The following is a 24,577-nucleotide window of genomic DNA, read 5'->3' as shown; positions in this document are numbered from 1 at the left end:
GCTTACCGGCATAGCCCATGGCGTCACCAAATGTTGACGAATGGTTCCTCTGTCCCGAAAAAGTGTCGAAGCCCTCGATGGCTGGTTCCACCGGACGTCTGTCGCGTCCAGTAGCGACAATCACGGTCGTAGCGAAGATCGTCTCCTCATTCGTCTCGACCGTGAACATTCCATCGAGATCAACAGCGTCAATCTTTCTTCGCTCTTGTCTGACAAGAGGCTCGAACACCTCCCGAGCGACAAGCCCGATCCCGCGGTTATTCACCTTCAGGTCTTGCTAGATCGCGCAGGTGCGTCACCAGGCGTTATCGACGGCTTGGATGGAGCAAACGTAAGGAAGGCCATTGCAGGCTTCGAACTGTTGCAGGGGCTCCCCGTCGACGGGAAACTAGACGAAGAAATTGTAACACGTCTGTCTGACGACCAGCGTGTTATTGGGCCGTACACGATAGCGGCTGATGACGGCGACGACATCGTCCCGGAAATTCCGAAAGACTACTCGGAGCAGGCGAAAATGGCCCATCTGGGATACACCAGCGTTGCCGAAAAACTGGCGGAGCGCTTTCACATGGACGTAGACCTGATACGTGCGCTGAACCCAACGGCGCAGTTTATACCGGGCGAAACGCTGTCTGTTGCCGTTGTGGGCGCTCCCCGGACCGGAAACGTAAAGCGGATCGAGGCCCACCGAAAGGCAGGTGAACTGGTCGCCTACGACGAGAACGAGAAGGTTTTGGCCGTTTATCCAGCAACCATCGGCAGCGAGGATAACCCGTCGCCTTCAGGAAAGCACAAGGTCAACGGTGTCGCTCGAAATCCTCCATACGTTTACAATCCAAAAATCAATTTCCAGCAAGGCAAGAACAAGTCAAAGCTAACACTTCCAAGCGGCCCTAACAACCCGGTGGGTACCGTCTGGATCGATCTCTCCGAGCCGACCTACGGCATCCATGGTACGCCGGAACCATCATTGATTGACAAAGCAGGGTCCCACGGCTGTGTCCGACTTACGAACTGGGACGTTGAGGAGCTCAGCAGTATGGTCAAACCCGGTGTCACTGTCGTGTTTGAAAAATAGAGCACCTTAACGCCTGGCCCGGTGATGGAAACGCAGAGAGCATAAAGGGCAAGGCAATGCCTCCGTCCGAGCGAGGATGCCAAAAGAAATTGTTCGAATCTCGAACTAATATCGGCTTTGGTCGAAGTGCAGATGCTGACGCGTCCCCCTAGATTGTCTGTACGGGAACATGATCGAGCCAACATAGCCTGCCTGGGACATTCAGCTTCGACACCCGTTTGCTCCTCACCAAACATAGGAGGAGCACACCATGACCAACATTTACAATGAAGGCGCGCCGCACCTCGCCAGCGGCCTCGCCAAGAGCACGCTTACCGCGTTTTTCGACAGTCGAAGCGAGGCCGAGACGGCCATTGACAAACTGAAGTCGGCCGGCGTCTCCGATGTCCGCCTGATGCCGGGTTACGAAGCCGACGGCGAAGGTCCGGCAACAGCGGCGGAAGGTTCCGGTTTTTGGGCTGGGCTAGCCGGCTGGTTCTTTCCAGATGAAGACCGCGACGTCTACGCCGAAGGGCTCCGCCGTGGTGGGTTTCTCGTGTCCGCGTCCGTAGACCAGAGCAACTACGATACGGCGCATGACATTCTCGATGACGAGGGCTCGATCGACATGGACGAGCGTGCAGACCTCTGGCGAGAAGAAGGCTGGACGACCGGAAGCAACCAGCAGGCCATCGCGTCGCGGGACGACGTCTTCCAGGCTGACGAGGCTGCTGGTAGTGCCACGGGTGTCGGCCGCTACACGAGAAGCTCGCAGGCGACGTCGCCGCGCGTGCGTGGATACGATCTGGCCGAGAACCTCCCCGACGATATCGTTGACGACGTTGTGCCGACGGGCCATCAGCGCGACGTGTCCGAAGGGGATCGCCCAGTGGACCAACGGGCGTCGCAGGAGCAGGCGATTGACGACCTGCGGCAGAGCCAGATGCTGCCTGGTAGCCGCTGAGCGATCCAGACACTCCGGAGCCGTGCGTGGTTGCGCGGCTCCGGTCCACGATCTCATCGGACCTTCGTTTTTTCGATCGGGTCGAAGTCGGTGTGCCTGTCCTTGACCGGGTGGCGTCAGCCGCAAGCCGAGCCACCGCGACCGGGACCCATTGTTGACTGCCCAAGGAAAGTCTCCTAAGCCGCGTCGCCGCGCCTGCTGCCAGGGCTGCATTGAGGAGGTTCGATCCATGAAAGGCCCGAATCTTCGCCGCCTCTCATCTTCCAAATGATACAGCTCCGCCGGCCAGACATCGTCGTGTCCTTTGGCAGCCGCGCTCATCAATCCACCTCGCGTATAACTGTTATCCGTCGGAACACCTCGTGATCGTGCTTCGGAGATCATACGTCAGCGCCACTACGCGCGCGGGGCCTTCGTAGTCCCTGTCGCATCGCCCACGTTAATCACGGAGCCAATAATGTCGCCAGCACCCACACGATCACACGCACAGATATCCGTCCTACTTCTAACAATGAGCACCTTCGTGATCGGCACCGCGGAGTTCGTGGTGATGGGCATCCTGCCAGACGTGGCCGCTGACCTATCGATATCCATCCCCAAGGCAGGTTGGCTCATCACTGCATACTCGCTTGGTATCGCTTTTGGCGGCCTGCTGTTTTCGCTGATTGCCAGCAAATTCAAGCGCAAGGTAGCTCTGGTGAGCTTGATGGCGTTCTTCACCGCGGCCAACGCAATTTGCGCTTGGGCTCCCGGCCATGAAACATTGCTGGTCGCCCGTGTAGTGGCTGCCTCAGGCCAAGGGGCATTCTTTGGTATCGGCGCGGTGATGGCGGCGAGCCTCGTGCCTGCAAATCGTCAAGCCTCCGCGGTAGCCATGATGTTCACCGGATTGACCCTTGCCAACGTCCTTGGTGTTCCACTCGGTACGGCGGTCGGCCATTGGCTCGGATGGCGTGCGCCGTTTATCGCGATCACCGTGCTCAGCGTTGTCGGCATGATCGGCTTGGCCTTCGCGTTGCCGACGTCTCACGGCGAGGAGAAGGTCGATCTCGGCTCGGAGATCGTCGCCTTGGCCGATCGCCGCATCTGGATTTCGCTGGCAAGCACCGTGCTCTTCACCATGGCGATCTTTCCGGTATTTACTTACGTCGCCCCGCTGCTCCAGAACGTCTCCGGGCTTTCTTCTGACTGGATTGCAATCACCCTTCTGATCGTCGGCCTTGGCATGACCCTGGGCAGCTACGTCGGCGGACGTCTTTCCGACTGGTCGCTTCAAAGTGCGCTTGTCGGCATCCCCGTCGCCATTGCGGTTGTCTCCCTTGCGCTTCGTTGGACCACGCCTTCCTTCTTGCCTGGGGAAATCAACTGGTTTGTTTGGGGAGCAGTCACATTTGCGGCGATTGCCACTCTTCAGGTCAGCGTGATGAGGTTCGGGTCCAAAGCACCGAACCTGGTATCCACTCTGAAAATCGAGGCATTCAACATCGGCATCGCGCTTGGAGCTCGCGTTGGCGGTGCGGCGCTGGAAAATGGATACCAGCTCCTCGACATCCCAGTGGTAGCAGCCGCGATTGCCCTGCTCGCACTTCTCGGCGTTCTGGCCTCCACGGCGCTCCTGAAGACGTCGCCGAAGTCTGGCCCCGTGACAGCCTGAGCAATAAGTCCGCTGCTTTCGACACCGGCAGCGGACTTCACGTCGGCGATCAGTGAGCCGCAATCAAACTTCAGCTGTCGTCGTTAGCTCTCCCGCCCAATTCGCCAAAATTGTTGACTCCTCTGCAGAGGAGAACATAGTAGGAACATTCAATTCTGTGAAGCGGCGATGACAAAGACGCCGATCGGACAGCCGTGGGCTGTCGACGAAACAGGCACTTACTGGGCAAGCCCAAGCGAGGCAACACTCGCAGAGGTCCATCCGCTTTTGATGGCGGTCCTTCTCATGATCCCAAGCTACCCGAACTGGGCATTGTGCTCGGTGGATGTGTACGACATGGGTTCAGGCGCGCCCGTTTCTTCATTCGATATCGGTTTTGACCCAAGGAGCGGCAGAGCGCGCCGCTACTTCAACGCCGTGGGCTACGAACAGCTTATGAGCAAGCCCTTGTGGTTCGATTGCTCCGGCGGTGAGAGCGATGTCATTGAGGCATTCTATTTGCTCATGAGGAATGCCGGGCATGTCTAGTAAGTCGGCTCAAGCAGGCGCGACCAGCTATGAAGTCGAAGCCGCCCTCGCCTACCATGACGAGGATGCCAAGGCGACCATCGCGACGCTTCTCGGAGACATTAGGCACCTGCGGCTCCAACTGGCATTGGCCGAGGCGGCGATGAGCCAAGGGATGACGCGCGGTTGGAAACCGAAATTCGAGCGCGATCTCTAATTGACCTGCGACGTCACACCAACCCTGAAAGGATTTCAAATGAGCGACATCGACCGAAAGACTCTACAACGGGCACCCAAGCTGGTAGCGCATAAGTGCCACTGCGGCGACTGGGCTGGCTTTGGCTTCGGCACAGCCGATTCCCAGGAATGGTGGTGTTGGAAACACTATCCTTACAAGACCTCAGCTCGACTAGAAGCTGCGGAGATCGCTGCCAAATTGACGAAAACCGCTGCGTAGTGCGCTTTGACCACGTTGTCATTTCGGGGCTGAACGAAACGGCTTTTCAAGATTCGCGAGCCGAGCGCGCCTTCTGTACGGTCGCGGCGTGCTCCCGAAACACTTGAACCGCTTCGATCGCGTCGTGGCCAAGCTTGGCCATGGCGGAGGACACTTCACGGATACCCGTGACCGCTTGACCGTGGCAAACCGAACCAGCGTGTACCGATTTCATTAGGATCGAAGTCACTTCGAGCTGGGCAACTGTAGTAGCGTAGTGGATTTCGACAACAAGTTGTCGCGTCGCGTCGACGGCCGCAACATAAGCTGCATCGATCGCTTTCCGGTTATCGATGGACATCTCGGTCGCTCTGGGCATGGGTGATCTCTTTCTTCCGTTACGGAAGCCCGGTAGGAATGCAATCCACAGGTCGATTGCCCACCACAACGCCCGGCGCGCGAAATGGTTTGGGCGTTGCTTAGAAAGTTGCACGAGCGACAGAAGTTGCGATGACGAAGGCGAGACGCTCTTTCTCCGTGCACGCTTGAGATGTTGCTGGCTCAGCTGTCGACCGCTGCCGGAATTTAGAGGGCCCTTGTTCGGTTGCCAAAATGCCACGCCAAGCGATGGAAGCACCGATGCTCGCTACTACCAGACCGATCAATCGTTGCAGAGCTGACGGTGACCGCTAAAACTCGTAGGGGCTAGAGTGGACTGAAAATGTTTCAACGATCGAATATTCGACGGATACTGCGGACGTTTTTCCAAGCGGCGGCGACTTGCGCCGCGGCTTTGTCGCTAACGGGCGCGAACGTGCACGCCCAGAGCCCCGGTCGCGCCTTTCTCACTTGTCGCAGCCGAACTCGACTTGTTGGTGAGCGAAGATACAAGAGCGGCAAGAGTGGACGGCATTAGCTACTTCGTCATCGATGACCGTGGCGCTGTGGTACGCGGGCCCGTCGTTGTTGTGAAGGGGTCACCTGCTCCCGCTCGGGAGGCGTTCGAGAGAGATTTTCGTGCTGCTATTTTGAAGGCAGCGCCTTTCGATCCACTCAAGCAGTATGTTGGCAAAGTCTTAGTACTGCGCTTATCGACGTGCGGCTCTGGTGCGGACGCCTCTTGTGGACATGAGCTCAAGTCGGTTCCACCAAAACTCGTGCAAAGCTGGCGAGCCCAGAAATAGGAAGCCTCTTGGCCTTGGCGAGACTCTGGACGGGGTTAGCCGTCACCCACAATATCCACCGACCTGGGTTCTTTGGACAATTTGGAAGTCTCCGGTCACATCGGGCAGCGTGAGACGAGCAGTACTTGAACTGCCGGCAATGCCGAAGGCGATGGAACGCGAACTGCCGTTAACCGCACTCCTACGCATGCCAGTTATGTTGACGCACTCTCTGGCGCTGTACTTCGCCCGAATATAGGTGTGACGTTGGATGGTTCACTCGGAACCTGCCCCGCGGATTGCGCTCGCCGCTTCCAGAACTCTTCCATCTCCGAAATCTTTGCAACGAACTCACTGCGAGGGTCGTAGTAATTAGGGCGGCTCGGCAACGGCAGCTGGTGCTCAGCACAGATGCGCTCGACGAGGTCCATCGCGCGCAAGCCGAGGCGCGCGTAGTCGTCTTGTCGATGCTCAAACAGATCATTGAAGTCCGGTGGCTCGATTTCAATCGACTCCAACGCATCGCGTACATTGCGAAGCCGGTTGGGCAGCCATCTGATTTCGTCGGCGAGATCGCGGTCTAGAAGGGACCAGTCCGCATCCTTGGGAAGCACGAGCACAGGATCATCGGAATGGAGGAAGAAGTTCTCAGGTTCGTCGACGTCGTATTCGGGGTAATCGTGAGCCGCGATATAGCAGGCCCCTACGAGGTCATCGATTGCCAGCACCGACTGCATCGCGAGGTCTCGAGTCGCCTGGCTGTTTAACCTTCGTCGGATCAACCTGCCTCTGGCCCAGAACCAAGCCCCGATCGACGTCGCGCCGATCAGAACTCCGCCTGTGAAAGTCACTGCAGCTAGGTCGAAGGGGCTCATGAGACGTCCTTGAGTGTCAGCTGTGGCTGACGGATAGGAACACAATTCCAGGAAAGAGGAAACGAACTTCGGCCATCATATTTGCATCTGCAAGGCAAAATAGAAAGCGAGAACCCAAGTTAAGGCCGTTAAGGACCCCAAAGACAAAATTAAAAAACGCAACGGATTTCCGATCGGTACGAGGCCTTCCTCAACGGGTCTCTGAGGAAATCGTTCACATGAGAGTTCCGATTGTGGATGAGGTGCACCTCGATCTCTGGCAATCGTTCTCACCAAATGGATTGTTCGACCACCCCGAACCACATTGTTCGGCGGTCCGAACGAGATAGTTCGAATTTCGAATTAATCTGCGTCCGAATCTTAGTGAGTATCGTCCCAAAGTTAGTAAAGTGACGCCTTCTCCCAGCCGGATTCGATCGTAGTTTCTGGTGGTTAAGGGAGGTTCGACTTTCAGGAATCTAAGAAGATTACTCCGTCCCTCCGTAGATGCAGACCAACTGGTCTACTCTGGCGCTGCGCGCGACCGACGTCATGTACGACATAGACACGGCAACCTGCGGAGAAGACCAACGATCTTTCGTTGAGTCTCTATTGGAGCCTCGGAACCCAACACACTGTTTACCCGTTTCTTTTCGCATTTTGATAGGAGTGAAACAGCGTATGTCTACTGATAGCAATGCCCCCCGTCGAATGTACGCATTTGTGGCAGCGATGTTCGCAGCCGGGATTGTGATCGCGGGTGCGTATGTCGTCATGGCTAAGCCAGGGGAGAGCGCAGACAAGCCCGTCTCGGACGTGGTCAATCCAAATGGCTAGCAAGCGGGAGCGTCGCCTTGGGTAAAGGCGAAAATTGCGCGCGACGCCCGCGACAACATGCTCGCCGGTCCACATACGGCAGACAGCCGATGAGACGACTGGCCAATAGACACAAAGAGGGCCGCGTTCACGGTGGACGCGGCCCTAAAGCACGCAGCTAGCCGAGCTTTGGTGTCATGCGGGCGCGCATGAACGCCATGTACTCGGTCTCAGAGCTTCCACGACGTTTGTCGACAAGTGGTTTGATATCCTCTGTCGCAACATAACGCAGCTGGTCTGTACCGTCCGTTGCCGCATTGTAGATCACCTGCGCGACTTCCTCACTGGTTGCCAACTCGCGGCTTTGACGAAGTTGGTCGAAGATGGCTCCCGCTCCCGCGATGAAAGCGTCGTAGTCCGAAGGCGTCGCGATCGAAGAAAACTCCTGGCCGCTGCGTTGTCCGAACTTGGTTTCTAGGACACCGCCAGGCTCAACGATTTTCACGCCAATTCCGAGTGCTGCCAACTCGTAGGACAGCGATTCCGAGAAACCCTCCAGCGCAAACTTCGAAGCGTTGTATAGCGAGATCATCGGCAGACCAAACACGCCCGCTCCCGAACTCACGTTGATGTACATTCCCGAGCGGTTTGCGCGGAAGTGCGGCAGGGTCTCGCGCACGACGTCCATAACGCCGAACACATTCACCTCGAACTGGTCCTGCACCTTTTCTCGCGATGTGCCTTCGAAGATGCCGAAGAGACCGTAGCCCGCATTGTTCACCACAACGTCGATCTTACCGAAGCGCGCAATACCTTCCTCGACCGCGGATTTGATAGTCGTGCGATCCTGGACATCGAGCTTGGTCACGTGGACATTCGGATAGTCGCGGTCTGCTTTCGTCGAAGTACGCATCGTCGCGATGACGTTCCAACCCCTGTCGGCGAACAAGCGTGAAGCAGCTTCCCCGAAACCTGAAGAGCATCCGGTTATAAGAACGGTTTTGGTCATCTTTTTCTCCGTGTTGAGGAGCGCCATATCTAATCGAAGCTCGCGATGTTATAAGTGGGACAGCGCCGTACAGCTCGTTGAAGGAAACTGAACAATGTCGGGAATGACCCTTTCGGACCTCAGGGCGATTGCCGTAGTGGCGGATACCGGCAGTTTCCGCGGCGCGGCCAAGGAACTGGAAACTGCAGTGTCCTCACTGAGCCATCAGGTCGCCAATGTTGAAAAGCGCGTGGGCATCCGTCTCTTCAACCGCACGACCCGCAGTGTTTCCCTGACGGAGGCGGGCGAGGCCCTGTTACAACGCGTCCGACCGGCGCTGAACGAAATCGATGAGGCGCTACAGGCGGTCGATCATCTTCGCGCCACCCCAACTGGAATCATACGGCTGAACACGTCGGAAGGCGGAGCCGAGCGTATTCTACCGCTAGTCCTGGACTTCCTGGGCACCTATCCGGACATGAAAGTCGACCTTGTCACCGAAGGAAGGCTTGTAGACATCGTTGCGGAGGGCTTCGATGCCGGGCTCCGTTTGCAAGACGTCGTGCCGAAAGACATGGTTTGCATTCCGCTGGGTCAGACCGAATCTTTCGTGCTCGTAGCCTCTCCGGCCTATTTGGCACGAAGGCCTACGCCCTCATCACCAGGTGATCTTCTCGTACACGAATGCATTCGTGCGAGACTTCCGAGCGGCTCGCTCGTCGACTGGGAGCTTGAGCGGAACGGCGAAGCGATTTCCGTTAACGTCAAAGGTCGTCTGATAGCTGGCAGCACCGAGCTCAGCGTCATTGCCGCCCGTCAGCACGCAGGGGTAGCTTACGTCTCGCTCCGGTCAGTACAGAACGATATTGATGATGGCCGACTGGTACAGCTGTTGCCGGAATGGACCCCGCCCTATCCAGGTATCGCCCTCTTCTATCCAAGCCGCCGGCTGCCGTCAGCGGGACTGCGGGCGTTCATCGACCATGTGCAGGCTTGGCGAAAAGCCAATCGGTAGGCTGTTCATCTCACACGCCAATGCGCAAGCAGGACGCTTTGTGAAGACCTTCAAGGTCTAGGCCACCTACACCGCCGGCTGCAAGACATCGCGGACGTCGCAGAGCTTTCCCAGGCAATCAGCCGACAAAACATCACTAAATCTTGGCATTCGTGCTGGGTGGCGAACTCGGCCGATTGATGGACGCTGCGCCTTGCCTCGGCGCGTCCGCGATCCTATCAACGACGCAGTCAAAGACCATGGCCATCACTATCTCGATTACGGAGGCAGACTTTGTTCTGAGTGTGGTGTTTGCAGTTACGATCCAGCTCAACATTCCCCAAATGCAACATCCGAAGGGGCAAAGTGACTTGAGGGCCACCAAAACTGGGGTGATCGTCATCGATCAACATTCTGTTCATATAGGGAGTCCAAAAGACATATCTGAAACAACGTCTGAGACCCGATGTACGTCCTCTTCATCAACGACCGCGGCCAAGAGCGCAATTTTCTAGCCACCGATTTGAAGTTCGTGGGCAACCAGCTGCGCGTGACGATCAATGGCTGCGGCAAGGCTTTTGACCTAATCGAATTGATGGACGTCGCGTCGGTCGAACAGCAGAATGTCACCTCATTCCGTTTCACAGCACGGAACACGCAAACCCGCCTATCTTGATCACCCGCCAGCGACCGGTTGGCCCGTGCATACAGAACGACGTTTGCTAACTCGTACGCTCTAAAGCGGTCTGGCTGACCTGCGGTCGCAGGCCAGCTACCGAGTTGTCGCAGTCGCATCCGTTGTCCGAGGGATCATTCGACCAACGACAAGAACCAGAACGCCTGCGATTGCCAAACATGCCGCAAGAAAGAACATGGGAGCGATGGTACTCCCCGTCGTGTCTTTGATCCAAGGCACCACGTTCTGCGCAACGAAGCCGCCAAGGTTTCCGACAGAGTTGATCGCAGCAAGGCCTGCCGCAGCTCCAGCGCCCTTCAGAAACCGAGATGGAAGACTCCAGAAGACAGGCTGGCCGGCGAAAATACCTGCCGCAGCGATGCTGAGAAAGGCAAACTGCAGGACGTGGTTTGGAATGACGGCGGAGAGGACCAAGCAGATCGCTCCAATTGCTGCGGGGAATACAATGTATGGTGTTTTGGCAGGTGCTTTGTCTGCCCGGGCGGGGACCACGTAAAGCGCGATAGCAACGATAATCCATGGGATTATGTTGAGAAATCCGTTTATGGTGTTGCTCACTCCAAAGCCCTTGACGATCGTCGGCAGCCAATAGCTCAGCCCGTATGCCGCAAGCGGAAATCCGACGTAGCAAGCCGACATCAAAAGTACGCGTGGATTGATGAGAGCTTTGAAGCCGTCGCCCGCGGTAGCTTCCATCCCTGAATTTTCGGAAGCCAGTCTACTTTTCAGCCATTCCTTTTCCTTGAGGCTAAGGAATTTCGCGTCTTCAGGACGGTCTGAAAGGTAGAACAATGTGACGAACCCAGCGATGACGGCCGGGATGCCCGTCGCGAGGAATACCCACTGCCAGCCAGCGTAACCATAGATGCCGTCCAGATCGAGCAGCACTCCGCCTAGCGGTGCGCCCACTGCGTTGGCCAGAGCAGAGAAAATCATGAAGAGCCCGACCATGCGTCCACGGTACGATGAGGGGAACCAAAGGGTAAGTAGATACAGCACCCCGGGGAAAAATCCTGCTTCGCACGCGCCAAGCAGGAACCGCAGGATATAGAACATCGTAGCGTTCTGCGTGTAAGCCAACGCGATGGTGACGAGGCCCCACGAAACCAAAATCCTCGCGAACCATTTACTCGCACCAAATCGATCGAGGAGAAGGTTGCTCGGCACCTCGAAGATGAAATACCCGATGAAGAATAGGGACGCGCCCAAGCCATAGGCGTATTCGCTCATCCCTAACGCATCAACCATTTCGAGCTTGGCGAAGCTCACATTCTGGCGATCGATGTACGCGATTAGGTAGAGCAATCCGAGAAACGGCATCAACCGCCACGTTATCTTGGAAATCAGTTCTTTTTCGACAACCACTGAATTTTCTCCTCATCCGGGTGTCGAGGAGATAGGCTAGCTATATTATTGTTCAACCGTGAGGTGATCAAATCTCGCCCGCTGAAGCCTTTCGAAAAGTTGACATCCGAAATCGCTTATATCACCAGCAGTGCCGCTCGCGTATTTTGGAAAACATACGTTGGGCGCGCGGGAGCGACGGACTGCCAAGGCCGCAGAGATCCGCTTCCTGTTCAGGGGGGCATTGGAAGCGCTGGAGCAGTCTCCTGCACGAGATCAACGCCGATCGTTACGCATGAGGCCTACCGTGGCGCGCTCAATCACTTTGTTTCGTGCAGCGCTGTCGAGACCTTGTAGTGCGCCTCGTGACCCCAGGAACCCTCCTGTATCCAGTACCCTAGACCCAACATGATCACACCGCCCAGCAGATTGCCGATCGTGACGTAGAGCAAATTATAGGCAGCACCCAGGATGCCAACTTCGGCAGGTCCATCGCCACCTCTTTGAGAAGGCCTGGGCGAAGCGGTTCATCTCGGGCATCCGATGTCATGCTGTGTGCCTCACCGGTAGGATTACGGATTGCCGTTTGCCCCTAGATCGTTATGGCTAATCCATTCACTCAGCCAATGCGTTGGTTTTGTCCGGACATCCAGATATGAGACGTTTCTTTGTTGCCCCGCGACGAGCGGCTCGAGCCTTTGCCTTGTGGTTTTTCATCAGCGCAGCGTCGATGTCGATGCTCGCAGCCTACGAGTACCAATCCGGGCTTTCCGCCCTCTCTGAGCGATCAAGAGGTATCGAAACACTCCTCGCTGAGAGACTGGCACAGCATGACGCACATCTGACGGCAATTGGAACGCTGGTGAGAATGTTTTCACGAGAATCCGCACCGTTTCTGCAGGGCCTGGCGGAGAACATTATTGCACGCTATCCGCGAATAACTGACATCGCGGTATTCGATCTCACGGCTGAAAACCCGCAATCGTGGAACTATGGTTCCGTCGATGGTCCCATGCCGATATCTGCTCCGCCTCGAGATACTCTACCGCACCTTGCAAATGCGGGTGAGACCGAAATCCGGCCGTCTGGCGTAACAAATTCATATGAAATCTACAAATTGGTTGTGCCCGGGCGGATGCTGCGGATGCGCATCAATGCAGACGCACTTTTGGATGAGCAGCAGATACCTGCACAATACGCCCTCACATTGGGACTTGGTCAATCGGTGTTGTCGTCGCTAGAAAACAGCGGGTCGGCCGTGCTAAAAGCGTCCAACGACCTAACCATGCACAATCAAAGTCAGCCGCTGCGCTTGACCGTTACTCGAGGTTTCGGCCTTGCCGAACTTCTTCCACCGCAATTGGTAGTTCCCTTGTTGGCCGCGTTAGCGGCTGCGATTTGGTTGGTCACGTATTTTCGCTACGCGAACGATGAAAGACGACGGCAGGAACATCGTGCCGAATTGCTAGAGCAAGACGCCAAACTTGCTCACGCAGCTCGAGTAAACGCGCTTGGAGAGATGGCATCGGGCATTGCACATGAACTTGCCCAACCAATCGCTGCAATATTGGCTCAGAGCCAGGCTGCAAGACGAGCCTTGACGATCGCGCGCCCGGATATCGTGGAGAAGGCGTTGGAGGGAAACATCCGGGACGCCAAGCGAGCAGGTGACATTCTTGGGCGCATGCGCGCGTACATATCCGGGGCTGCTGCTCACCTAGAGGAAGTGTCACTCTTTCTGGCTTTGAGCGATGCCGTCCGACTTATCGAAGCTGATCTTGCCCAGCGAAACATCGAACTCCTTGTTATCCCCGCGAGCGAAGAGATTACCGTTACGATCGACATAATATCGTTCCAGCAGGTTGTCCTCAATCTGATCCGCAACGCGGCTGACGCGGCAGCGCCAGGGGCAGACCCCCGTATAACGGTGAGCGCTGAACGCGAGCGCAACGAGGCCGTGATTAAGATCGCAGACAACGGGCCAGGAATCGATCCGTCGTTGCTGGACAGAGTATTCGAGCCGTTCTTTACAACGAAGCAGGACGGCATGGGTCTTGGCCTTCCTCTCTCGTCTAGATTAATCGAGAAGATGGACGGGTCGCTTTCAATTCGCAACGAAGGAGGCGCATGTTTCATGATACGGCTACCATCGGGAGCTTCGAATGATCTACCTCGTTGATGACGACGCTTCGGTGCGTGAGGCAATGACACTGCTTATGGCGACATACGGCAAGGAGGTCGCGGCATTTTCCGACGCTGCTCACCTGCTCTCGCACATAGAAAGAGCCAAGCCCGGCGTCTTGATCCTAGACTTGCGGATGCCCGCAACGAGTGGCTTGCAGCTCCTAAAGAAACTCGAGGAGTTGGGCATCCGCTGGCCGGCGCTCATGATCACCGGTCACGGGGACATCGAAGCATGCCGTCGTGCGTTCAAAGCAGGCGTAATGGATTTTCTTGCAAAGCCGGTCGATGAACACGTCCTGATGGAAGCACTAGCAACGTGCGAGACAGCGCTCGACGAATTGTTGGTACGACAAGAGAACGGGCGGCTGATCCAGCAGCTTACCTCTCGTGAAGTCGAGGTGCTGGAGCTTGTGTCAAAGGGGTTTGGCAGCAAGGATATCGCGGTCGCTTTGGATGTCTCTGTGCGAACTGTCGATAGCCACAGAGCAAATATCGCGACAAAACTCGGGACACCCGCAGTAGCAGAGCAGACACGCATTTGGTTGGCCGCGCATCCGTAGTTCTACCAGGCTCTGTCGGTGTCAATGCGAGTTAACGGCGCTGATTTGATCTTCTAGATTGGCAATCATCAACTCAACAAACAGGAAGGTTTGCCAAATGAAGATTGCCCTGCTCTCGATGGCTGTTTCAGCCCTGATCGCGGCACCCGCCATCGCTCAGGATACGGTCCAACAGACCAGCTTGGGTACTGCCCTGGCGGTCGAGCTCGCGCAGGCTGCTGTCACTGTGTGCTCAAGTGACGGATACAATGTCTCGGCAGCCGTCACAGACCGTTCCGGCGTTCTTCTCGCTCTCGTGCGTGCCGAGAACGCTGGCGCACACACAGCAAACGCCTCCACGGCCAAGGCCTTCACGTCAGCCTCGTCGCGCAACCCGACAAGCGCGATCGCCGACAACGTCGCCAAGAATGCTGGAGCGGCCGGTCTGGCTGACATTCCTGGATTTCTCGTTTTGGCAGGTGGCGTTCCGATCAAGGTTGGTAAGGACACAGTCGGCGCGATAGGCATTGCGGGCGCACCTGGCGGCAATCTGGACGAAGCATGTGCAAACGAGGCCCTGGAGAAAGTTGGCGCACGCCTCAAGTAACTGAAGAAGCGATCAGGCGCACCGTGGCGGCCAGCCGTGGTGCGTCTTTTGTTTTTCTTACTCAAGCTTGTTTCTGACACGCGCCCTACCAAATAGAGTGTTGGTATAGGGATTGAGCCATGGTTGAACGGGTATCACGGATTTCGTCCACTGCATCATCGCAAGCTGCGCGCGTTGACCGTAGCATTTCGCTCGCAGAGCCAGACTTGGCCTGGGCGGCAGAACGACAATCTGTGATATCCGAAGGTTTGGAGCGGCATCGAGATGCCGATCCAAAAGGCCGTTCTGAGCATAACAGGTCAAATTCGCACGAGGGCTCATTGTCCGACCGTCTCCCAAATCATCCCTCGGCCACGGATCAGGAAAATGATCGCGCCGCCGAGCTGAACTTGTCCGGCGAAAGCGAACGAATTGGGTCTGGAAACCTGGAGGATGCCGACGTTCCGTTCGGCGATCACGTCGGTTACATTTGATCGCGAACGCCGCGCCAAATCCTGAGGAAACAGAAAAGCGGAATTAGATCCTAGTCTGCTTGTTCGGCTGCTGAGAAAGCAGGGCTGACAATAGCCTTCGTTCGATCCTTCATATGCTCCTATGTGCTTACTGCGCTGTTTCGCAGCGTCGCCTTGTCAGACTGCAGACGCTGGGCGACAACATATTGGATCGCCAAACCAAAAATCAGAGTTGAGATATCGACAGCAGGCGAAAACTGATAGGCTTCTCGTAGGACCTGCAGCGAGATGCAAACGAGTGACCCCCATGCAAACACGGCAAGGCCCTGCTTCCCAAGGAGCGACACGGCTGCCAGCTTGGCACTACCCGCCACCACACGACATACGTTAATCTGCGAAATTACGTATGACAGCGCGAGGATGTGTATCAGTCGCGGCAGTGGCAAGATGCCCTTTTCGAAACCGATCAAAAGGGCAGGATGGTCGCCCCAAGCAGTCAACTCATAGTGCTGCCACTGGATGACGAACATTGCAAATCCAAGATAGGCGATTGCAGTTGCCATCAAGACCGGACTATAGCCGACAAGGCTCTCACCTTTTTTCATGGAGATGCCAGCGCACAGTCCGATACAGTAGATGAGTTGCCAGGAAAACGGATTGAGGAACCAGGATCCGTCTGTCGGATAATTTGGCAGGTTGATGTTGTTCCAGCCGGCAATAGCCCAGATGGTAACCGACACCGTCAACAACAGAGCGCGGCTGCGCAAGGCGAGAGCTAGGAAAACAGGTGTTGCCGCCAACAGCAACATATAGAGCGGCAGAATATTGAAATAGCCAAGCTGATGCGTTGTCGCGAGTACACCGAGCGCGGTCGACCACGGTGCATCCAGGTAGGAGACCATATTGACGCGCTGCGAAAGAGCGGTCGTGCCGAGCAAATTATGGCCCGCCATGAGAACGATCACTGCCAGCACGGTTGTCAGCAGATGAACGCTGTAAAGCCGGCTTGCGCGACGAAGGATGCGAGCAATCGCGTGTATGCGGTCGCGGACATAGATATTGGAGTAGGCAAGCCCCGCAGACATACCCGACATCAGTACAAAGGCCTCTGCCGCGTCCGAAAAACCGAAGTTCTTTGACGTGACACCTTCCATCATGTTGCCAGGCACGTGATTGATGAAGATCATCACCAGGGCCAGGCCGCGGAAAAAATCAAGGCGCGGATCTCGGCCGGCCGTTGGAGCGGCAGGGTGCTGCATGGTTAACTTGTCCCGCTGATTGATTGCTGTTTCAGATGCACCCACGGTAGCAACCGCTTGATGAAGCCTACATGAACGGGTGGTTCACGTTCGACATTCGAGTCGCAATATGAACCGAACAGGAACCGGTCCGGCAATTGGCATCAAGGCTGCAACGCGACACAACGCAATGGCAGCCGGGTCGAACCACCTGCTGAAGCTGCACCGCAGCCGTGCTATTTTTCGCATCTTCGCAGAGACGCCGTTCATTAGACGTCCGCTCGCGCGCTGTATTTCTCGTTGTTTATGATCGGATCATTGTTCATCTGCGCGCAGACCGTCGGGCAGGCGATCTTCGACCAACGAGGGACGAGCCTGGGTTTCGCCACCCTGTCAATGAAGGCTCTTGCGCCACTCTAGTTGCTGCCCCCGGAAAGCAAGGCTGGGGCTCTCACAATGGGGGTCCAGGTGTGCGCAGTGGTGCGCCATCCTCGCGCTGATTGCATTTGCAGCCGGACTTGCCAACAGCCCGAACCGGCCATTCCTTATCTGAGCACGTCGAACATGACTGACTATCTCGTGCATCAGACCCTGATTGTCATTGCTGCCTACCACATCTCGCAATCGATGAAGAATTCGGCGACCCCGCGCCTTGCTCCTTCCTTATTGGTGATGCGTCGAGGAGAAGAGGTCTTCGAGAACGGCTTGGGCATTCTGGCGTACGACTTTCTCGATAAGCGCCGCGCCCCAGTATCTGGTAGCCACTGCGAGATAGGTGTCACGCCTGTCCGACAAGCCCAAATACAATTGCCACCGACACGCGCTCGATATATTCCCAGAGATATATCGATTCACTATTCTTCGCATTTCACAAGGAATTGCCGTTTGCCTTTTGAGCTTTTGGTCTCCCAAGGTCGTATCGCCGACCGTAGCCCTGGCGCCATCCGCGGCGCCTAGCTTGCCGCGAATGCCCTTACCGCACTGACCGGCCTGGAACCGTCTATCATCGGCACACCTTCCGCGCCGGAGGTGGACGACTGGTCACGAAGTCTTCCGCAAGCACGACGCACGCTCGAGGCTTTGCAAGATGCAGTTGCCGCAAGCATCGGAAAAGGAAACAGACCGCTGGTGGTAGCAAACACCTGCTCTGCAAGTCTTGCGACCTTGCCTATCGCTGCCCGGCACTATCCGGATTTGACCGTTCTCTGGATCGATGCTCACGGCGATTTCAACACTCCCGCAACAACGACCAGCGGGTATCTTGGCGGCATGGTGCTGGCTGCCACCTGTGGGCTCTGGGAAAGCGGTTTCGGTGCCGGCATCGACCCCGCCAGGGTCGTCGTCGCCGGTGCGCGAGACATAGACCCGCCGGAGCAACAGGCACTGCTTGACGCCGGCGTCCGGTTTTTCGGGCCAGACGAAAGCCGGCCAAAGACGATCGACGAGGCGATCGGCGACGGACCTGTGTGGATCCACATCGATTGGGATGTCCTCGAGCCGGGTTACGTGCCAGCCGCATATGCGATCGGCGGGGGACTAACGCCGACCGCGCTACGTACTCTGTTGGCAACCATACCTGCGAGGCAAATCGTAGGCGTCGAGTTGACCGAGTTCGAAGCCTCCAACAATGGGGCGGACAACGCGGCCGCATTGGCTCACCTCATCCACACCGTTTCTCCTCTCCTTTGACGAGCAGCGTAACTACGGGCAGGCTGCAATTGCCCTCCCCGCTTCCGTGCTTGACTACCTGGTCGCGGATAGTGAAGGCCTTGCGACGACAAGTCGAAGCGAACCCTCAAAAAACGGCTGCGTGCGAAGTCCGCCATAGCGGGCATCCCAACTCCCGTCGGCCAAGTCGCGGCTCAAATCGGCGACAAATCGCTCACCGACGCTCTTGTCGACGAAGCTCCATGCGGAATTGGCAAGGCGTGCGCCAGGTTCCAAGATGCGCTCGGGCCGACCGTAATAGGCTTCACCGAACCCGTCGACGCAGCCGAGTGGAATAGGGACGGTGTGGATATCGACGTCCCCGCCCAGCTCCTCAGCGATTGCGCTCATGGCCGGATAACGTCGGGCCTCCACGGCGATCATCTCCGGCGCGTAGTCGTTCAGCCAGCATCTTGTCAGTTCATTCGGATCGCAGGTGAGAACAATCACCGGTCCACGCGTGACGCGACGCATCTCGGAAAGGCCGCAAGCCAAATCAGTCCATTGGTGAACAGTGAACGAAGCCATGCTTGCGTCGAAGGTTTTTTCAGCGAAAGGCAGCCTTTCTGCAATCGCGTCGATCGCGGGCGGAAGATGAGCCGGGCGCTGCGCGCGCATTGACGCCGAAGGCTCGACAGCCGTAACCGCGCGATCCACGGGCTCGTAGGAGCCGGCGCCCGCACCGACATTCAACACCGTGAACGCATCGCCGAGAGCGCGGCGGATATATTCCGCTATCTTAGGTTCCGGCTGGCGATAGCTTACATATCCTTTGCCGATCACGCCGTAATTCGCGTCACCTGCGCTGCCGTCTTGGTGTCTCTCACTCATCGCTTTGAGCCTTCCGGTTTGAAAAAAGGGGAACACATCAGCTCCTCATGTTCATTTTTCGATGAGCAGTGTTCGATGTTTCTCATATGCGACTATGCAGAGCGGCCTGAAAACCGATATGATCGCACACCTTATGTTCGGAAATCTCACATGAGCAGACGCATCCCTTCACTTAACGCACTTCGGGCGTTTGAAGCAGCGGGCCGTCATGGACGCATGACGCTTGCAGCAAATGAACTCAACGTGACCCATAGTGCCGTGAGCCGCCAGATAAAGCACCTGGAGGCTCTTCTCGGGGTGCCGCTGTTTGAGGGACCGAAGAATCAATTGCGGCTAACAGAGGCCGGGCACACATTGCTGACCGGGCTTGGCGTAGCCTTCGACCAGATCGATGTGTCGGTGCGTGCGGTTGCCGATACGGAAGAAGGAGCGATCGACGTCTCCTGTCCGGGCACCTTCACCATGCGCTGGCTCATTCCGCGACTATACCGTTTTCAAGCGGACTACCCGAAAATCGAAGTACGTTTGACGGCATCCTCAAAGCCGGTCGATTTCGAGCGGGATGGTGTCGACGTCGCAATCCGTGTGGGGGATCCTCCTTGGTCGGCCGGAGCAGAGGTCATCCCGTTGTTTCCCGAACAGATCGGACCGGTCATAGCCGCGGGCTTTGCGAGAAACAACGTGGGGCATCTCGACATCATCCCGGAACTACACACACGAACGAGGCCGCAAGCCTGGAACGATTGGCGTTCCCGCTCTGGGCGCCATCTCCTGACAGGTCCAAAGGTGGATTACGAGCACTTCTATTTCATGCTGGAGGCAGCGCGGGCGGGACTTGGCGCTTGCGCAGCACCTTGGCCCTATGTGGTCGATGACATCCATGCCGGCCGCTTGGTGGCACCGTTCGGTTTTATCGACAGCGGGCATCACTATGTCGCCCTGAAGCGGTCTAGGCGCAATCGCAAGGCGACCCTGTTTTGCGAATGGCTTGCCGCGCAGGCAAAGGAGTTTCAGACATTGTACCCGGCTTTATCAGACAAGGCGTGAAATTTGCTCTAGAGCCGTCTTCGTCTCTCAGCACACCGAAGGCTTCGGGCGAGAATTATCCCGTACAACGAATAGTGAATTCGGTGGCATTGCAATTGTTAGCGCACCACCTAAATTGGGCCATAAAGTGGACGCATTTGGAGAAACGCGCATGTCACGATCCTACGGCAATATCGAGGATTCAAACGTTCCCACAGCATTGACCATCGACCTTGGTGAAGCGGTTCGCTCGGCAAGGCAGGTGGCAGGGTACAGCATCGAGCAGGTCGCACTCACCTGCGGCCTGACCGAGACGGAAATTGCCAAGGTCGAAGCCGGCCATGAAGGAGATCGGCGACTTGTAAAGCGCATCGCAAAGGCTCTGGGTATCACGGCGACTGCGTTATTCCCGACGGTCGCTGCATAAGCCGACGTTATCAAACGATCCCGACCACGGCCGTGCGGTGTCGCGAAGTATAACTACTTGCTCCGCGGCACCTGTAAACTCGCGCGGTAGCTGCCTCACAGGATTGCGCGCGGGCTTTTCGTCAACCGAATTCCACCATTGCTGCCGACGACCACCGTCTCGCTGAAGCCGAGGCCCTGTGCCGTGGCGTAGAGATGAAAGACCATGTTCTGTTCCAGTGACCAGTCCGAGGTTGGCAAGAATACCCCGGAAAAATCGCTGGTGCGCGGCGTGCGGGTATAGAGCCCGAGCGTATAAGCCGTGACGTTTTCATAGACCGGACGTAGTCCCGCATTGAGCGCGCCCTGGCGCATGATTGCGTCGACGTCGCAGGCTCGCGCCCCCGGCTTCATTGCGGCGATCTGAAGGTCCTGCAATGCGACCAGTCTTTCGGCCGTGACAGCCAATTCGTCTGGGGGGCGTCCCACCACGATCGGCCTCATCAGACGCGCACCGTAATTTCCGACACGCGGGATGAGTTCGACATGCAGGATGTCGCCTTCACCAATTGCCTCGGTCTTGAACACGCCGTGCAGGAATTCATGGCTGCCAACAGCTTTCACAACCGGTCCAACCTCGCCGGTGTCTGCTCCCTCCCGCAAGAATACGCCCGAGGCGATCGCGGCCGCGTCGCGCGTCGTCATGCCCGGCGTCACCTGTCTTGCGATCTCCGCCATCGCCTTGTCGGCAATTTGGGACGCCTGGGCAAGAACGGCAATCTCTTCCCTAGACTTTACCCAGCGTAGGCTGTCACCCACGCCCTGCATTGGCACGAATGTCGCGTCTGGCAGAAGCGCCTGCAGCCGCATGAAGGTTGCGGAACTCATGCAATAGGAATTGGTGTCGAAACCGATGCGCGCCTTGCCAAAACCATGACCGAGGATGCTGGCAGCAACGGCTGCCTGTGCTTCCTCGGTATCGGCAAAGCCGACGACATCGGTGATCCAGCTCTGTTCGCGGCAGGGAGCTTCGTCCAGTGCGCGCAAGCAGAACCACCCTTCCCCGTCGCGTGGCAAGAAGGCCGCGCGATACATGGTTTCGGAGACAGTATAGCCCGTGAGCCAGGCCAGAAGCTCTCCACTGTCGGCGAGCAACAGGTCGGCGCCCGAAGACGCGATGGCGTCCCGGGCGAGAGCGATACGACGATCATATTCCGCCCGGGAGAACACTACGCCACCTCGCAAATATCGAGGATGGTCAGCATGTATACGCGGATCATGTCGAGGAAGTCGATGATGTCGACCCGCTCGTCGGGCATGGTGTTGTAACGACCGCCCGGACCACAGACGATGCCTTCCATGCCGAGTTCATGATAAAGATGGCCAGCATCTGTGCCATAAAAGCGGGTTGGGGTGATGGCACCAGTCGGTTGCTTTTCGCCGCGAACAGCTTCGTAGGCAGCATTGATCGACTTGACTATACGGCTATCTGGGGAGACCTCAAAGGGCGGCATCAGCGGACGGCCTTCGATCATCTCAGGAACCAACTTGGCTTTCAGACCCGGGAAGCGCTCTTCGAGTGCGCGCAGCTCGCGGTCCAGATCGGCGAGCACGCCTTCTTGCGTCTGGCCGGGGGCGTAGCGGCATGAACCCTTGAGGCGGACGAAATCTGCCACCTGTGGCGGACGCCACTCTTCGAGATCGCGGCCGAGCGCGCCATGGACGACGCCAACATGGCCACGATTGATCGAACGATGCACGTCGCTCTTTGCGCCGCTGAAAGTCATGGCATTGATGCGCGGAATGATGTCGCAGGCTGCTGCGATCGCATCGACGGATTCTTCGCGCTTGGAGAGATGGCGCGTGTCGCCGGTCAGTTCGATGACATAGCTCAGTGCTGCCGCATGCATGGTAACGGCGACAAGGTCGCTCGGCTCGCTGTTGATGAAATAGTCAGCTTTCACGCCGCTGTGGATCGCCGCCAACGTCCCGACTCCACCTTGCAGCTCGCCGACCACGAAGGTGAGCGTGACATCGCCCTTCAGCTTGACGCCGGCTTCGAGCAGCGTCTTCACCGCGCAGAAATAGGCGGCGTCACCGGCCTTCATGTTGGAGACGCCGATGCCGTAGATGAACTTGTCGTCGACGAGGCCGGCATAGGGATCGACTGTCCAGCCTTCGGTCACTGGATTGGTATCAAGATGGCCGTTGAACAACAGGCTCTTGCCCTCACCGGTGCCCTTCAATCGGCCGATCGTGTTGAAGCGGCGGCCTTCATCGAACGGCTGGAGTTCGGCTTCGACGCCGATCTTCTCAAGCTCCTTGGCCATCCAGCGGGCGAGATCCTTCTCGCCTTCGGTTTCCGAATGACTCTTGTGCTGGACCATCTTCGACAGGAAATCGAGGCAGGCCTTTTCGTCGATCCGGTCCAACAGGGACTTCGGGTCCATTGTCATGCTCCTTGATGCGGTATCACTGGTATTGTGCGGCGGCGCGCGGCACCGCCTCGATCAGGCGGCGCGTATAGTCCGCCCGGTCTGGGCTATCGATCTCATCGGCCTTCACCACCTCGATCAGGTCGCCGCGATACATGACGGCGATCCGATGGGCGATCTGGCGGATCAGGTTGAGGTCGTGGGTGATGAAGAGGTAGGCCGTGCCGCTGGCTTTCTGCAGTTCGAGCAGAAGCTCCACGACGGATGCCTGGACCGACACGTCGAGTGCCGAGGTGATCTCGTCGCAGATGACGAGCTTCGGCTTCGAGGCAAAGGCCCGGGCGATCGCCACGCGCTGTTTTTCGCCGCCCGAAAGCTGATGCGGATAACGGTTGGCATGGGTGCGCGGCAGACGCACCTGCTCCAGCATGTCGCCGATCTGCTTCTCCATATCCCTACCGTCGCCGAACAGCTTCAGCGGGCGCGAGAGGATTTCGGAAATCTTCTGGCGCGGATTGAGCGAGGCATCCGGGTGCTGGAAGATGATCTGCACGTCCTTGCGATAGGCATTGTCCATATCGCCGAGGCTTTTGATCTCGCGACCGTCGAACCAGATCTTTCCCTCGAACCGGTTGAGACCGGTCATCGCCTTGGCAAGCGTCGACTTGCCCGAACCGCTTTCGCCGACGATGCCGAGGATCTCGCCCGGATTGACGCTGAGGCTGATCGCATTGTTGCCGGTCACCCGTTCCGTCTTCTTGCCGGTCAGTGCGGCAAGAAAGGGCTTGCGGCCGAAATGCACGCTGACATTCTCGACCTTGACCAGCGGCGTGTCGGCCACGACCATGTCATCCTTGACCAGCCGATGGGCAGGATCGGGGACGGCGGCGATCAGTTCGCGGGTATAATCCTGCTGCGGGTTGGTGAAGATGTCGCGGACATTGCCCTGTTCGACGATATCACCGCGCTTGATGACGGCGACACGGCTTGCGGTGCGGGCGACCAGCGCCAGGTCATGCGAAATATAGAGCGAGGCAACGCCGGTTTCCGCCTGCAATTCGACGAAGAGATCGAGGATCTGCCGCGAGGTGATCACGTCGAGTGCCGTGGTCGGCTCATCGAAGATGATGCATTCCGGATTGCAGGCGAAGGCGGACGCGATGACGACGCGCTGCTTTTCGCCGCCGGAGACTTCATGCGGCATGCGGTGCATCATCTGCGCCGGCGTCTTCAGCCCCACATGGGCAAGCCGTTCCTCGCCTTCCTTCCACGCCTGCTTAACGGTCAGGCCGCGGTGGCGGACGAGAACTTCGGCCAGCTGCGTGCCAAGCGAAAGCGTCGGGTTGAGCGACGTGCCCGGGTCTTGGAACACCATGCTGATGCGCCGGCCTCGAATGGCTTCCATCTGCCGCTCAGAATTCTCGAGCAGATTGTCGCCACCGAGCAGAATGCGTCCACCCGGTTCGCGGGCATTCTTCGGCAGGTAGCGCATGATCGACCATGCGAGCGATGTCTTGCCGGAGCCGCTCTCGCCGACGAGGCCGAGGATTTCGCCGCGATGGATGGCGAGGTCGATGTTTTTCAACGCATGATACGGGCCGTTGGCGGTCTCGTAATCCAGCGAGTAGTTCTCGATAGCGAGAACCGGCTTGTTTTCCGTATTGGTCATGGGTGTCACC

24 protein-coding genes are annotated in these 24,577 nt (G+C 57.4%); 15 read left to right on the top strand and 9 right to left on the bottom strand.

Going from position 1 to position 24,577, the window contains the following annotated elements; translation table 11 throughout:
- Positions 1 to 40 precede the first annotated feature (40 nt).
- The 5 genes from AC1DOG_RS06340 (at position 41) to AC1DOG_RS06320 (ending at position 4,399) form a co-directional block, all read left to right on the top strand.
- Positions 41 to 1,078, top strand: coding sequence for a L,D-transpeptidase family protein (locus AC1DOG_RS06340; protein ID WP_477927072.1), 1,038 nt, complete (start codon positions 41 to 43; stop codon positions 1,076 to 1,078).
- A gap of 250 nt (positions 1,079 to 1,328) precedes the next feature.
- Positions 1,329 to 2,021, top strand: a complete 693-nt coding sequence (locus AC1DOG_RS06335; RefSeq protein ID WP_112943193.1) for a hypothetical protein — start codon at positions 1,329 to 1,331, stop codon at positions 2,019 to 2,021.
- Positions 2,022 to 2,478: 457 nt separating this feature from the next.
- Positions 2,479 to 3,675 carry an MFS transporter gene (locus AC1DOG_RS06330; RefSeq protein ID WP_162725058.1) on the top strand — a complete coding sequence of 399 codons (1,197 nt, stop codon included), beginning with the start codon at positions 2,479 to 2,481 and terminating at the stop codon, positions 3,673 to 3,675.
- Positions 3,676 to 3,843: 168 nt separating this feature from the next.
- Positions 3,844 to 4,203: a hypothetical protein gene (locus AC1DOG_RS06325; RefSeq protein WP_477927071.1), complete on the top strand. Its 360-nt coding sequence runs from the start codon at positions 3,844 to 3,846 to the stop codon at positions 4,201 to 4,203.
- A complete protein-coding gene (locus AC1DOG_RS06320) occupies positions 4,196 to 4,399 on the top strand; it encodes a hypothetical protein (RefSeq protein WP_112943196.1) in 204 nt (67 codons plus the stop codon). The genes AC1DOG_RS06325 and AC1DOG_RS06320 overlap by 8 nt, the downstream gene beginning before the upstream one ends.
- A gap of 286 nt (positions 4,400 to 4,685) precedes the next feature.
- Here the strand turns inward: AC1DOG_RS06320 and AC1DOG_RS06315 are convergent, their stop codons facing one another.
- From AC1DOG_RS06315 to AC1DOG_RS06305, 3 genes are all read right to left on the bottom strand, one after another.
- A complete protein-coding gene (locus tag AC1DOG_RS06315; RefSeq protein WP_112943198.1) occupies positions 4,686 to 4,997 on the bottom strand; it encodes a hypothetical protein in 312 nt (103 codons plus the stop codon).
- A 999-nt stretch (positions 4,998 to 5,996) separates the two neighbouring features.
- A complete protein-coding gene (locus AC1DOG_RS06310) occupies positions 5,997 to 6,656 on the bottom strand; it encodes a hypothetical protein (RefSeq protein WP_112943199.1) in 660 nt (219 codons plus the stop codon).
- 973 nt (positions 6,657 to 7,629) lie between these two features.
- The gene (locus AC1DOG_RS06305) at positions 7,630 to 8,460 is read right to left on the bottom strand and encodes an SDR family oxidoreductase (RefSeq protein WP_112943585.1); all 831 of its coding nucleotides are present in this window, start codon (positions 8,458 to 8,460) and stop codon (positions 7,630 to 7,632) included.
- A gap of 94 nt (positions 8,461 to 8,554) precedes the next feature.
- Here AC1DOG_RS06305 and AC1DOG_RS06300 point away from each other — a divergent pair, with 94 nt between their 5' ends.
- Positions 8,555 to 9,454 (top strand): LysR family transcriptional regulator, encoded by a 900-nt coding sequence (locus AC1DOG_RS06300; RefSeq protein WP_113168600.1) that lies wholly within the window; start codon positions 8,555 to 8,557, stop codon positions 9,452 to 9,454.
- 445 nt (positions 9,455 to 9,899) lie between these two features.
- Positions 9,900 to 10,109: a hypothetical protein gene (locus AC1DOG_RS06295; protein ID WP_112943200.1), complete on the top strand. Its 210-nt coding sequence runs from the start codon at positions 9,900 to 9,902 to the stop codon at positions 10,107 to 10,109.
- Positions 10,110 to 10,205: 96 nt separating this feature from the next.
- Here the strand turns inward: AC1DOG_RS06295 and AC1DOG_RS06290 are convergent, their stop codons facing one another.
- Positions 10,206 to 11,495, bottom strand: coding sequence for an MFS transporter (locus AC1DOG_RS06290; RefSeq protein ID WP_112943201.1), 1,290 nt, complete (start codon positions 11,493 to 11,495; stop codon positions 10,206 to 10,208).
- 634 nt (positions 11,496 to 12,129) lie between these two features.
- Here AC1DOG_RS06290 and AC1DOG_RS06285 point away from each other — a divergent pair.
- From AC1DOG_RS06285 to AC1DOG_RS06270, 4 genes are all read left to right on the top strand, one after another.
- A complete protein-coding gene (locus AC1DOG_RS06285; protein WP_112973029.1) occupies positions 12,130 to 13,653 on the top strand; it encodes an ATP-binding protein in 1,524 nt (507 codons plus the stop codon).
- Positions 13,637 to 14,218 (top strand): response regulator transcription factor, encoded by a 582-nt coding sequence (locus tag AC1DOG_RS06280; protein WP_112943204.1) that lies wholly within the window; start codon positions 13,637 to 13,639, stop codon positions 14,216 to 14,218. The genes AC1DOG_RS06285 and AC1DOG_RS06280 overlap by 17 nt, the downstream gene beginning before the upstream one ends.
- Positions 14,219 to 14,315: 97 nt before the next feature.
- Entirely contained in the window at positions 14,316 to 14,804 is a 489-nt protein-coding gene (locus tag AC1DOG_RS06275; RefSeq protein WP_112943205.1) for a heme-binding protein, read from the top strand.
- A 119-nt stretch (positions 14,805 to 14,923) separates the two neighbouring features.
- A complete protein-coding gene (locus AC1DOG_RS06270) occupies positions 14,924 to 15,277 on the top strand; it encodes a hypothetical protein (protein ID WP_162725056.1) in 354 nt (117 codons plus the stop codon).
- A 119-nt stretch (positions 15,278 to 15,396) separates the two neighbouring features.
- Here the strand turns inward: AC1DOG_RS06270 and AC1DOG_RS06265 are convergent, their stop codons facing one another.
- Positions 15,397 to 16,560 carry an OpgC family protein gene (locus tag AC1DOG_RS06265; RefSeq protein ID WP_477927070.1) on the bottom strand — a complete coding sequence of 388 codons (1,164 nt, stop codon included), beginning with the start codon at positions 16,558 to 16,560 and terminating at the stop codon, positions 15,397 to 15,399.
- Positions 16,561 to 17,058: 498 nt separating this feature from the next.
- Between AC1DOG_RS06265 and AC1DOG_RS06260 the strand changes: the two genes are divergently transcribed.
- Positions 17,059 to 17,451, top strand: a complete 393-nt coding sequence (locus AC1DOG_RS06260) for a hypothetical protein (RefSeq protein WP_477927069.1) — start codon at positions 17,059 to 17,061, stop codon at positions 17,449 to 17,451.
- Between the two features lie 72 nt (positions 17,452 to 17,523).
- Positions 17,524 to 18,183, top strand: a complete 660-nt coding sequence (locus AC1DOG_RS06255) for an arginase family protein (protein WP_477927068.1) — start codon at positions 17,524 to 17,526, stop codon at positions 18,181 to 18,183.
- Between the two features lie 54 nt (positions 18,184 to 18,237).
- Here AC1DOG_RS06255 and AC1DOG_RS06250 read toward each other — a convergent pair whose 3' ends face one another.
- Positions 18,238 to 19,032 (bottom strand): methyltransferase domain-containing protein, encoded by a 795-nt coding sequence (locus tag AC1DOG_RS06250; RefSeq protein ID WP_112943207.1) that lies wholly within the window; start codon positions 19,030 to 19,032, stop codon positions 18,238 to 18,240.
- 150 nt (positions 19,033 to 19,182) lie between these two features.
- On the opposite strand from AC1DOG_RS06250, the gene AC1DOG_RS06245 reads away from it, so the two are divergent.
- Positions 19,183 to 20,079, top strand: coding sequence for a LysR family transcriptional regulator (locus AC1DOG_RS06245; RefSeq protein WP_112943208.1), 897 nt, complete (start codon positions 19,183 to 19,185; stop codon positions 20,077 to 20,079).
- Between the two features lie 151 nt (positions 20,080 to 20,230).
- Positions 20,231 to 20,485: a helix-turn-helix domain-containing protein gene (locus AC1DOG_RS06240; protein WP_112819735.1), complete on the top strand. Its 255-nt coding sequence runs from the start codon at positions 20,231 to 20,233 to the stop codon at positions 20,483 to 20,485.
- A gap of 95 nt (positions 20,486 to 20,580) precedes the next feature.
- On the opposite strand, the gene AC1DOG_RS06235 is transcribed toward AC1DOG_RS06240, so the two are convergent.
- From AC1DOG_RS06235 to nikE, 3 genes are read right to left on the bottom strand one after another with little or no spacing between them, the layout of a single operon-like run.
- Entirely contained in the window at positions 20,581 to 21,693 is a 1,113-nt protein-coding gene (locus AC1DOG_RS06235) for a M24 family metallopeptidase (RefSeq protein ID WP_112943209.1), read from the bottom strand.
- Positions 21,693 to 22,913, bottom strand: a complete 1,221-nt coding sequence (locus AC1DOG_RS06230; RefSeq protein WP_112943210.1) for a M20/M25/M40 family metallo-hydrolase — start codon at positions 22,911 to 22,913, stop codon at positions 21,693 to 21,695. Before AC1DOG_RS06230 ends, AC1DOG_RS06235 begins: the two co-directional genes overlap by 1 nt.
- A gap of 22 nt (positions 22,914 to 22,935) precedes the next feature.
- On the bottom strand, positions 22,936 to 24,567 hold the full coding sequence (gene nikE / locus AC1DOG_RS06225; protein WP_112943211.1) for an ABC transporter ATP-binding protein: 1,632 nt from the start codon (positions 24,565 to 24,567) through the stop codon (positions 22,936 to 22,938).
- Positions 24,568 to 24,577: the final 10 nt, after the last annotated feature.

This window comes from Rhizobium sp. 01N48 (genome assembly GCF_056399145.1).
The sequence above is the reverse complement of the archived record's forward strand: the minus strand, read 5'-3'. Positions and strand labels throughout refer to the sequence as shown.

What these genes read in the sequence shown, in the direction of transcription:
- AC1DOG_RS06295 (WP_112943200.1), top strand. Translation starts at nt 9,900, where the DNA reads ATGTACGTCCTCTTCATCAACGACCGCGGCCAAGAGCGCAATTTTCTA.
- nikE (WP_112943211.1), bottom strand. Translation starts at nt 24,567, where the DNA reads ATGACCAATACGGAAAACAAGCCGGTTCTCGCTATCGAGAACTACTCG.
- AC1DOG_RS06340 (WP_477927072.1), top strand. Translation starts at nt 41, where the DNA reads ATGGTTCCTCTGTCCCGAAAAAGTGTCGAAGCCCTCGATGGCTGGTTC.
- AC1DOG_RS06310 (WP_112943199.1), bottom strand. Translation starts at nt 6,656, where the DNA reads ATGAGCCCCTTCGACCTAGCTGCAGTGACTTTCACAGGCGGAGTTCTG.
- AC1DOG_RS06230 (WP_112943210.1), bottom strand. Translation starts at nt 22,913, where the DNA reads ATGGACCCGAAGTCCCTGTTGGACCGGATCGACGAAAAGGCCTGCCTC.
- AC1DOG_RS06315 (WP_112943198.1), bottom strand. Translation starts at nt 4,997, where the DNA reads ATGCCCAGAGCGACCGAGATGTCCATCGATAACCGGAAAGCGATCGAT.
- AC1DOG_RS06325 (WP_477927071.1), top strand. Translation starts at nt 3,844, where the DNA reads ATGACAAAGACGCCGATCGGACAGCCGTGGGCTGTCGACGAAACAGGC.
- AC1DOG_RS06330 (WP_162725058.1), top strand. Translation starts at nt 2,479, where the DNA reads ATGTCGCCAGCACCCACACGATCACACGCACAGATATCCGTCCTACTT.
- AC1DOG_RS06300 (WP_113168600.1), top strand. Translation starts at nt 8,555, where the DNA reads ATGTCGGGAATGACCCTTTCGGACCTCAGGGCGATTGCCGTAGTGGCG.
- AC1DOG_RS06260 (WP_477927069.1), top strand. Translation starts at nt 17,059, where the DNA reads ATGACTGACTATCTCGTGCATCAGACCCTGATTGTCATTGCTGCCTAC.
- AC1DOG_RS06320 (WP_112943196.1), top strand. Translation starts at nt 4,196, where the DNA reads ATGTCTAGTAAGTCGGCTCAAGCAGGCGCGACCAGCTATGAAGTCGAA.
- AC1DOG_RS06285 (WP_112973029.1), top strand. Translation starts at nt 12,130, where the DNA reads ATGAGACGTTTCTTTGTTGCCCCGCGACGAGCGGCTCGAGCCTTTGCC.
- AC1DOG_RS06335 (WP_112943193.1), top strand. Translation starts at nt 1,329, where the DNA reads ATGACCAACATTTACAATGAAGGCGCGCCGCACCTCGCCAGCGGCCTC.
- AC1DOG_RS06240 (WP_112819735.1), top strand. Translation starts at nt 20,231, where the DNA reads ATGTCACGATCCTACGGCAATATCGAGGATTCAAACGTTCCCACAGCA.
- AC1DOG_RS06250 (WP_112943207.1), bottom strand. Translation starts at nt 19,032, where the DNA reads ATGAGTGAGAGACACCAAGACGGCAGCGCAGGTGACGCGAATTACGGC.
- AC1DOG_RS06280 (WP_112943204.1), top strand. Translation starts at nt 13,637, where the DNA reads ATGATCTACCTCGTTGATGACGACGCTTCGGTGCGTGAGGCAATGACA.
- AC1DOG_RS06270 (WP_162725056.1), top strand. Translation starts at nt 14,924, where the DNA reads ATGGTTGAACGGGTATCACGGATTTCGTCCACTGCATCATCGCAAGCT.
- AC1DOG_RS06305 (WP_112943585.1), bottom strand. Translation starts at nt 8,460, where the DNA reads ATGACCAAAACCGTTCTTATAACCGGATGCTCTTCAGGTTTCGGGGAA.
- AC1DOG_RS06275 (WP_112943205.1), top strand. Translation starts at nt 14,316, where the DNA reads ATGAAGATTGCCCTGCTCTCGATGGCTGTTTCAGCCCTGATCGCGGCA.
- AC1DOG_RS06245 (WP_112943208.1), top strand. Translation starts at nt 19,183, where the DNA reads ATGAGCAGACGCATCCCTTCACTTAACGCACTTCGGGCGTTTGAAGCA.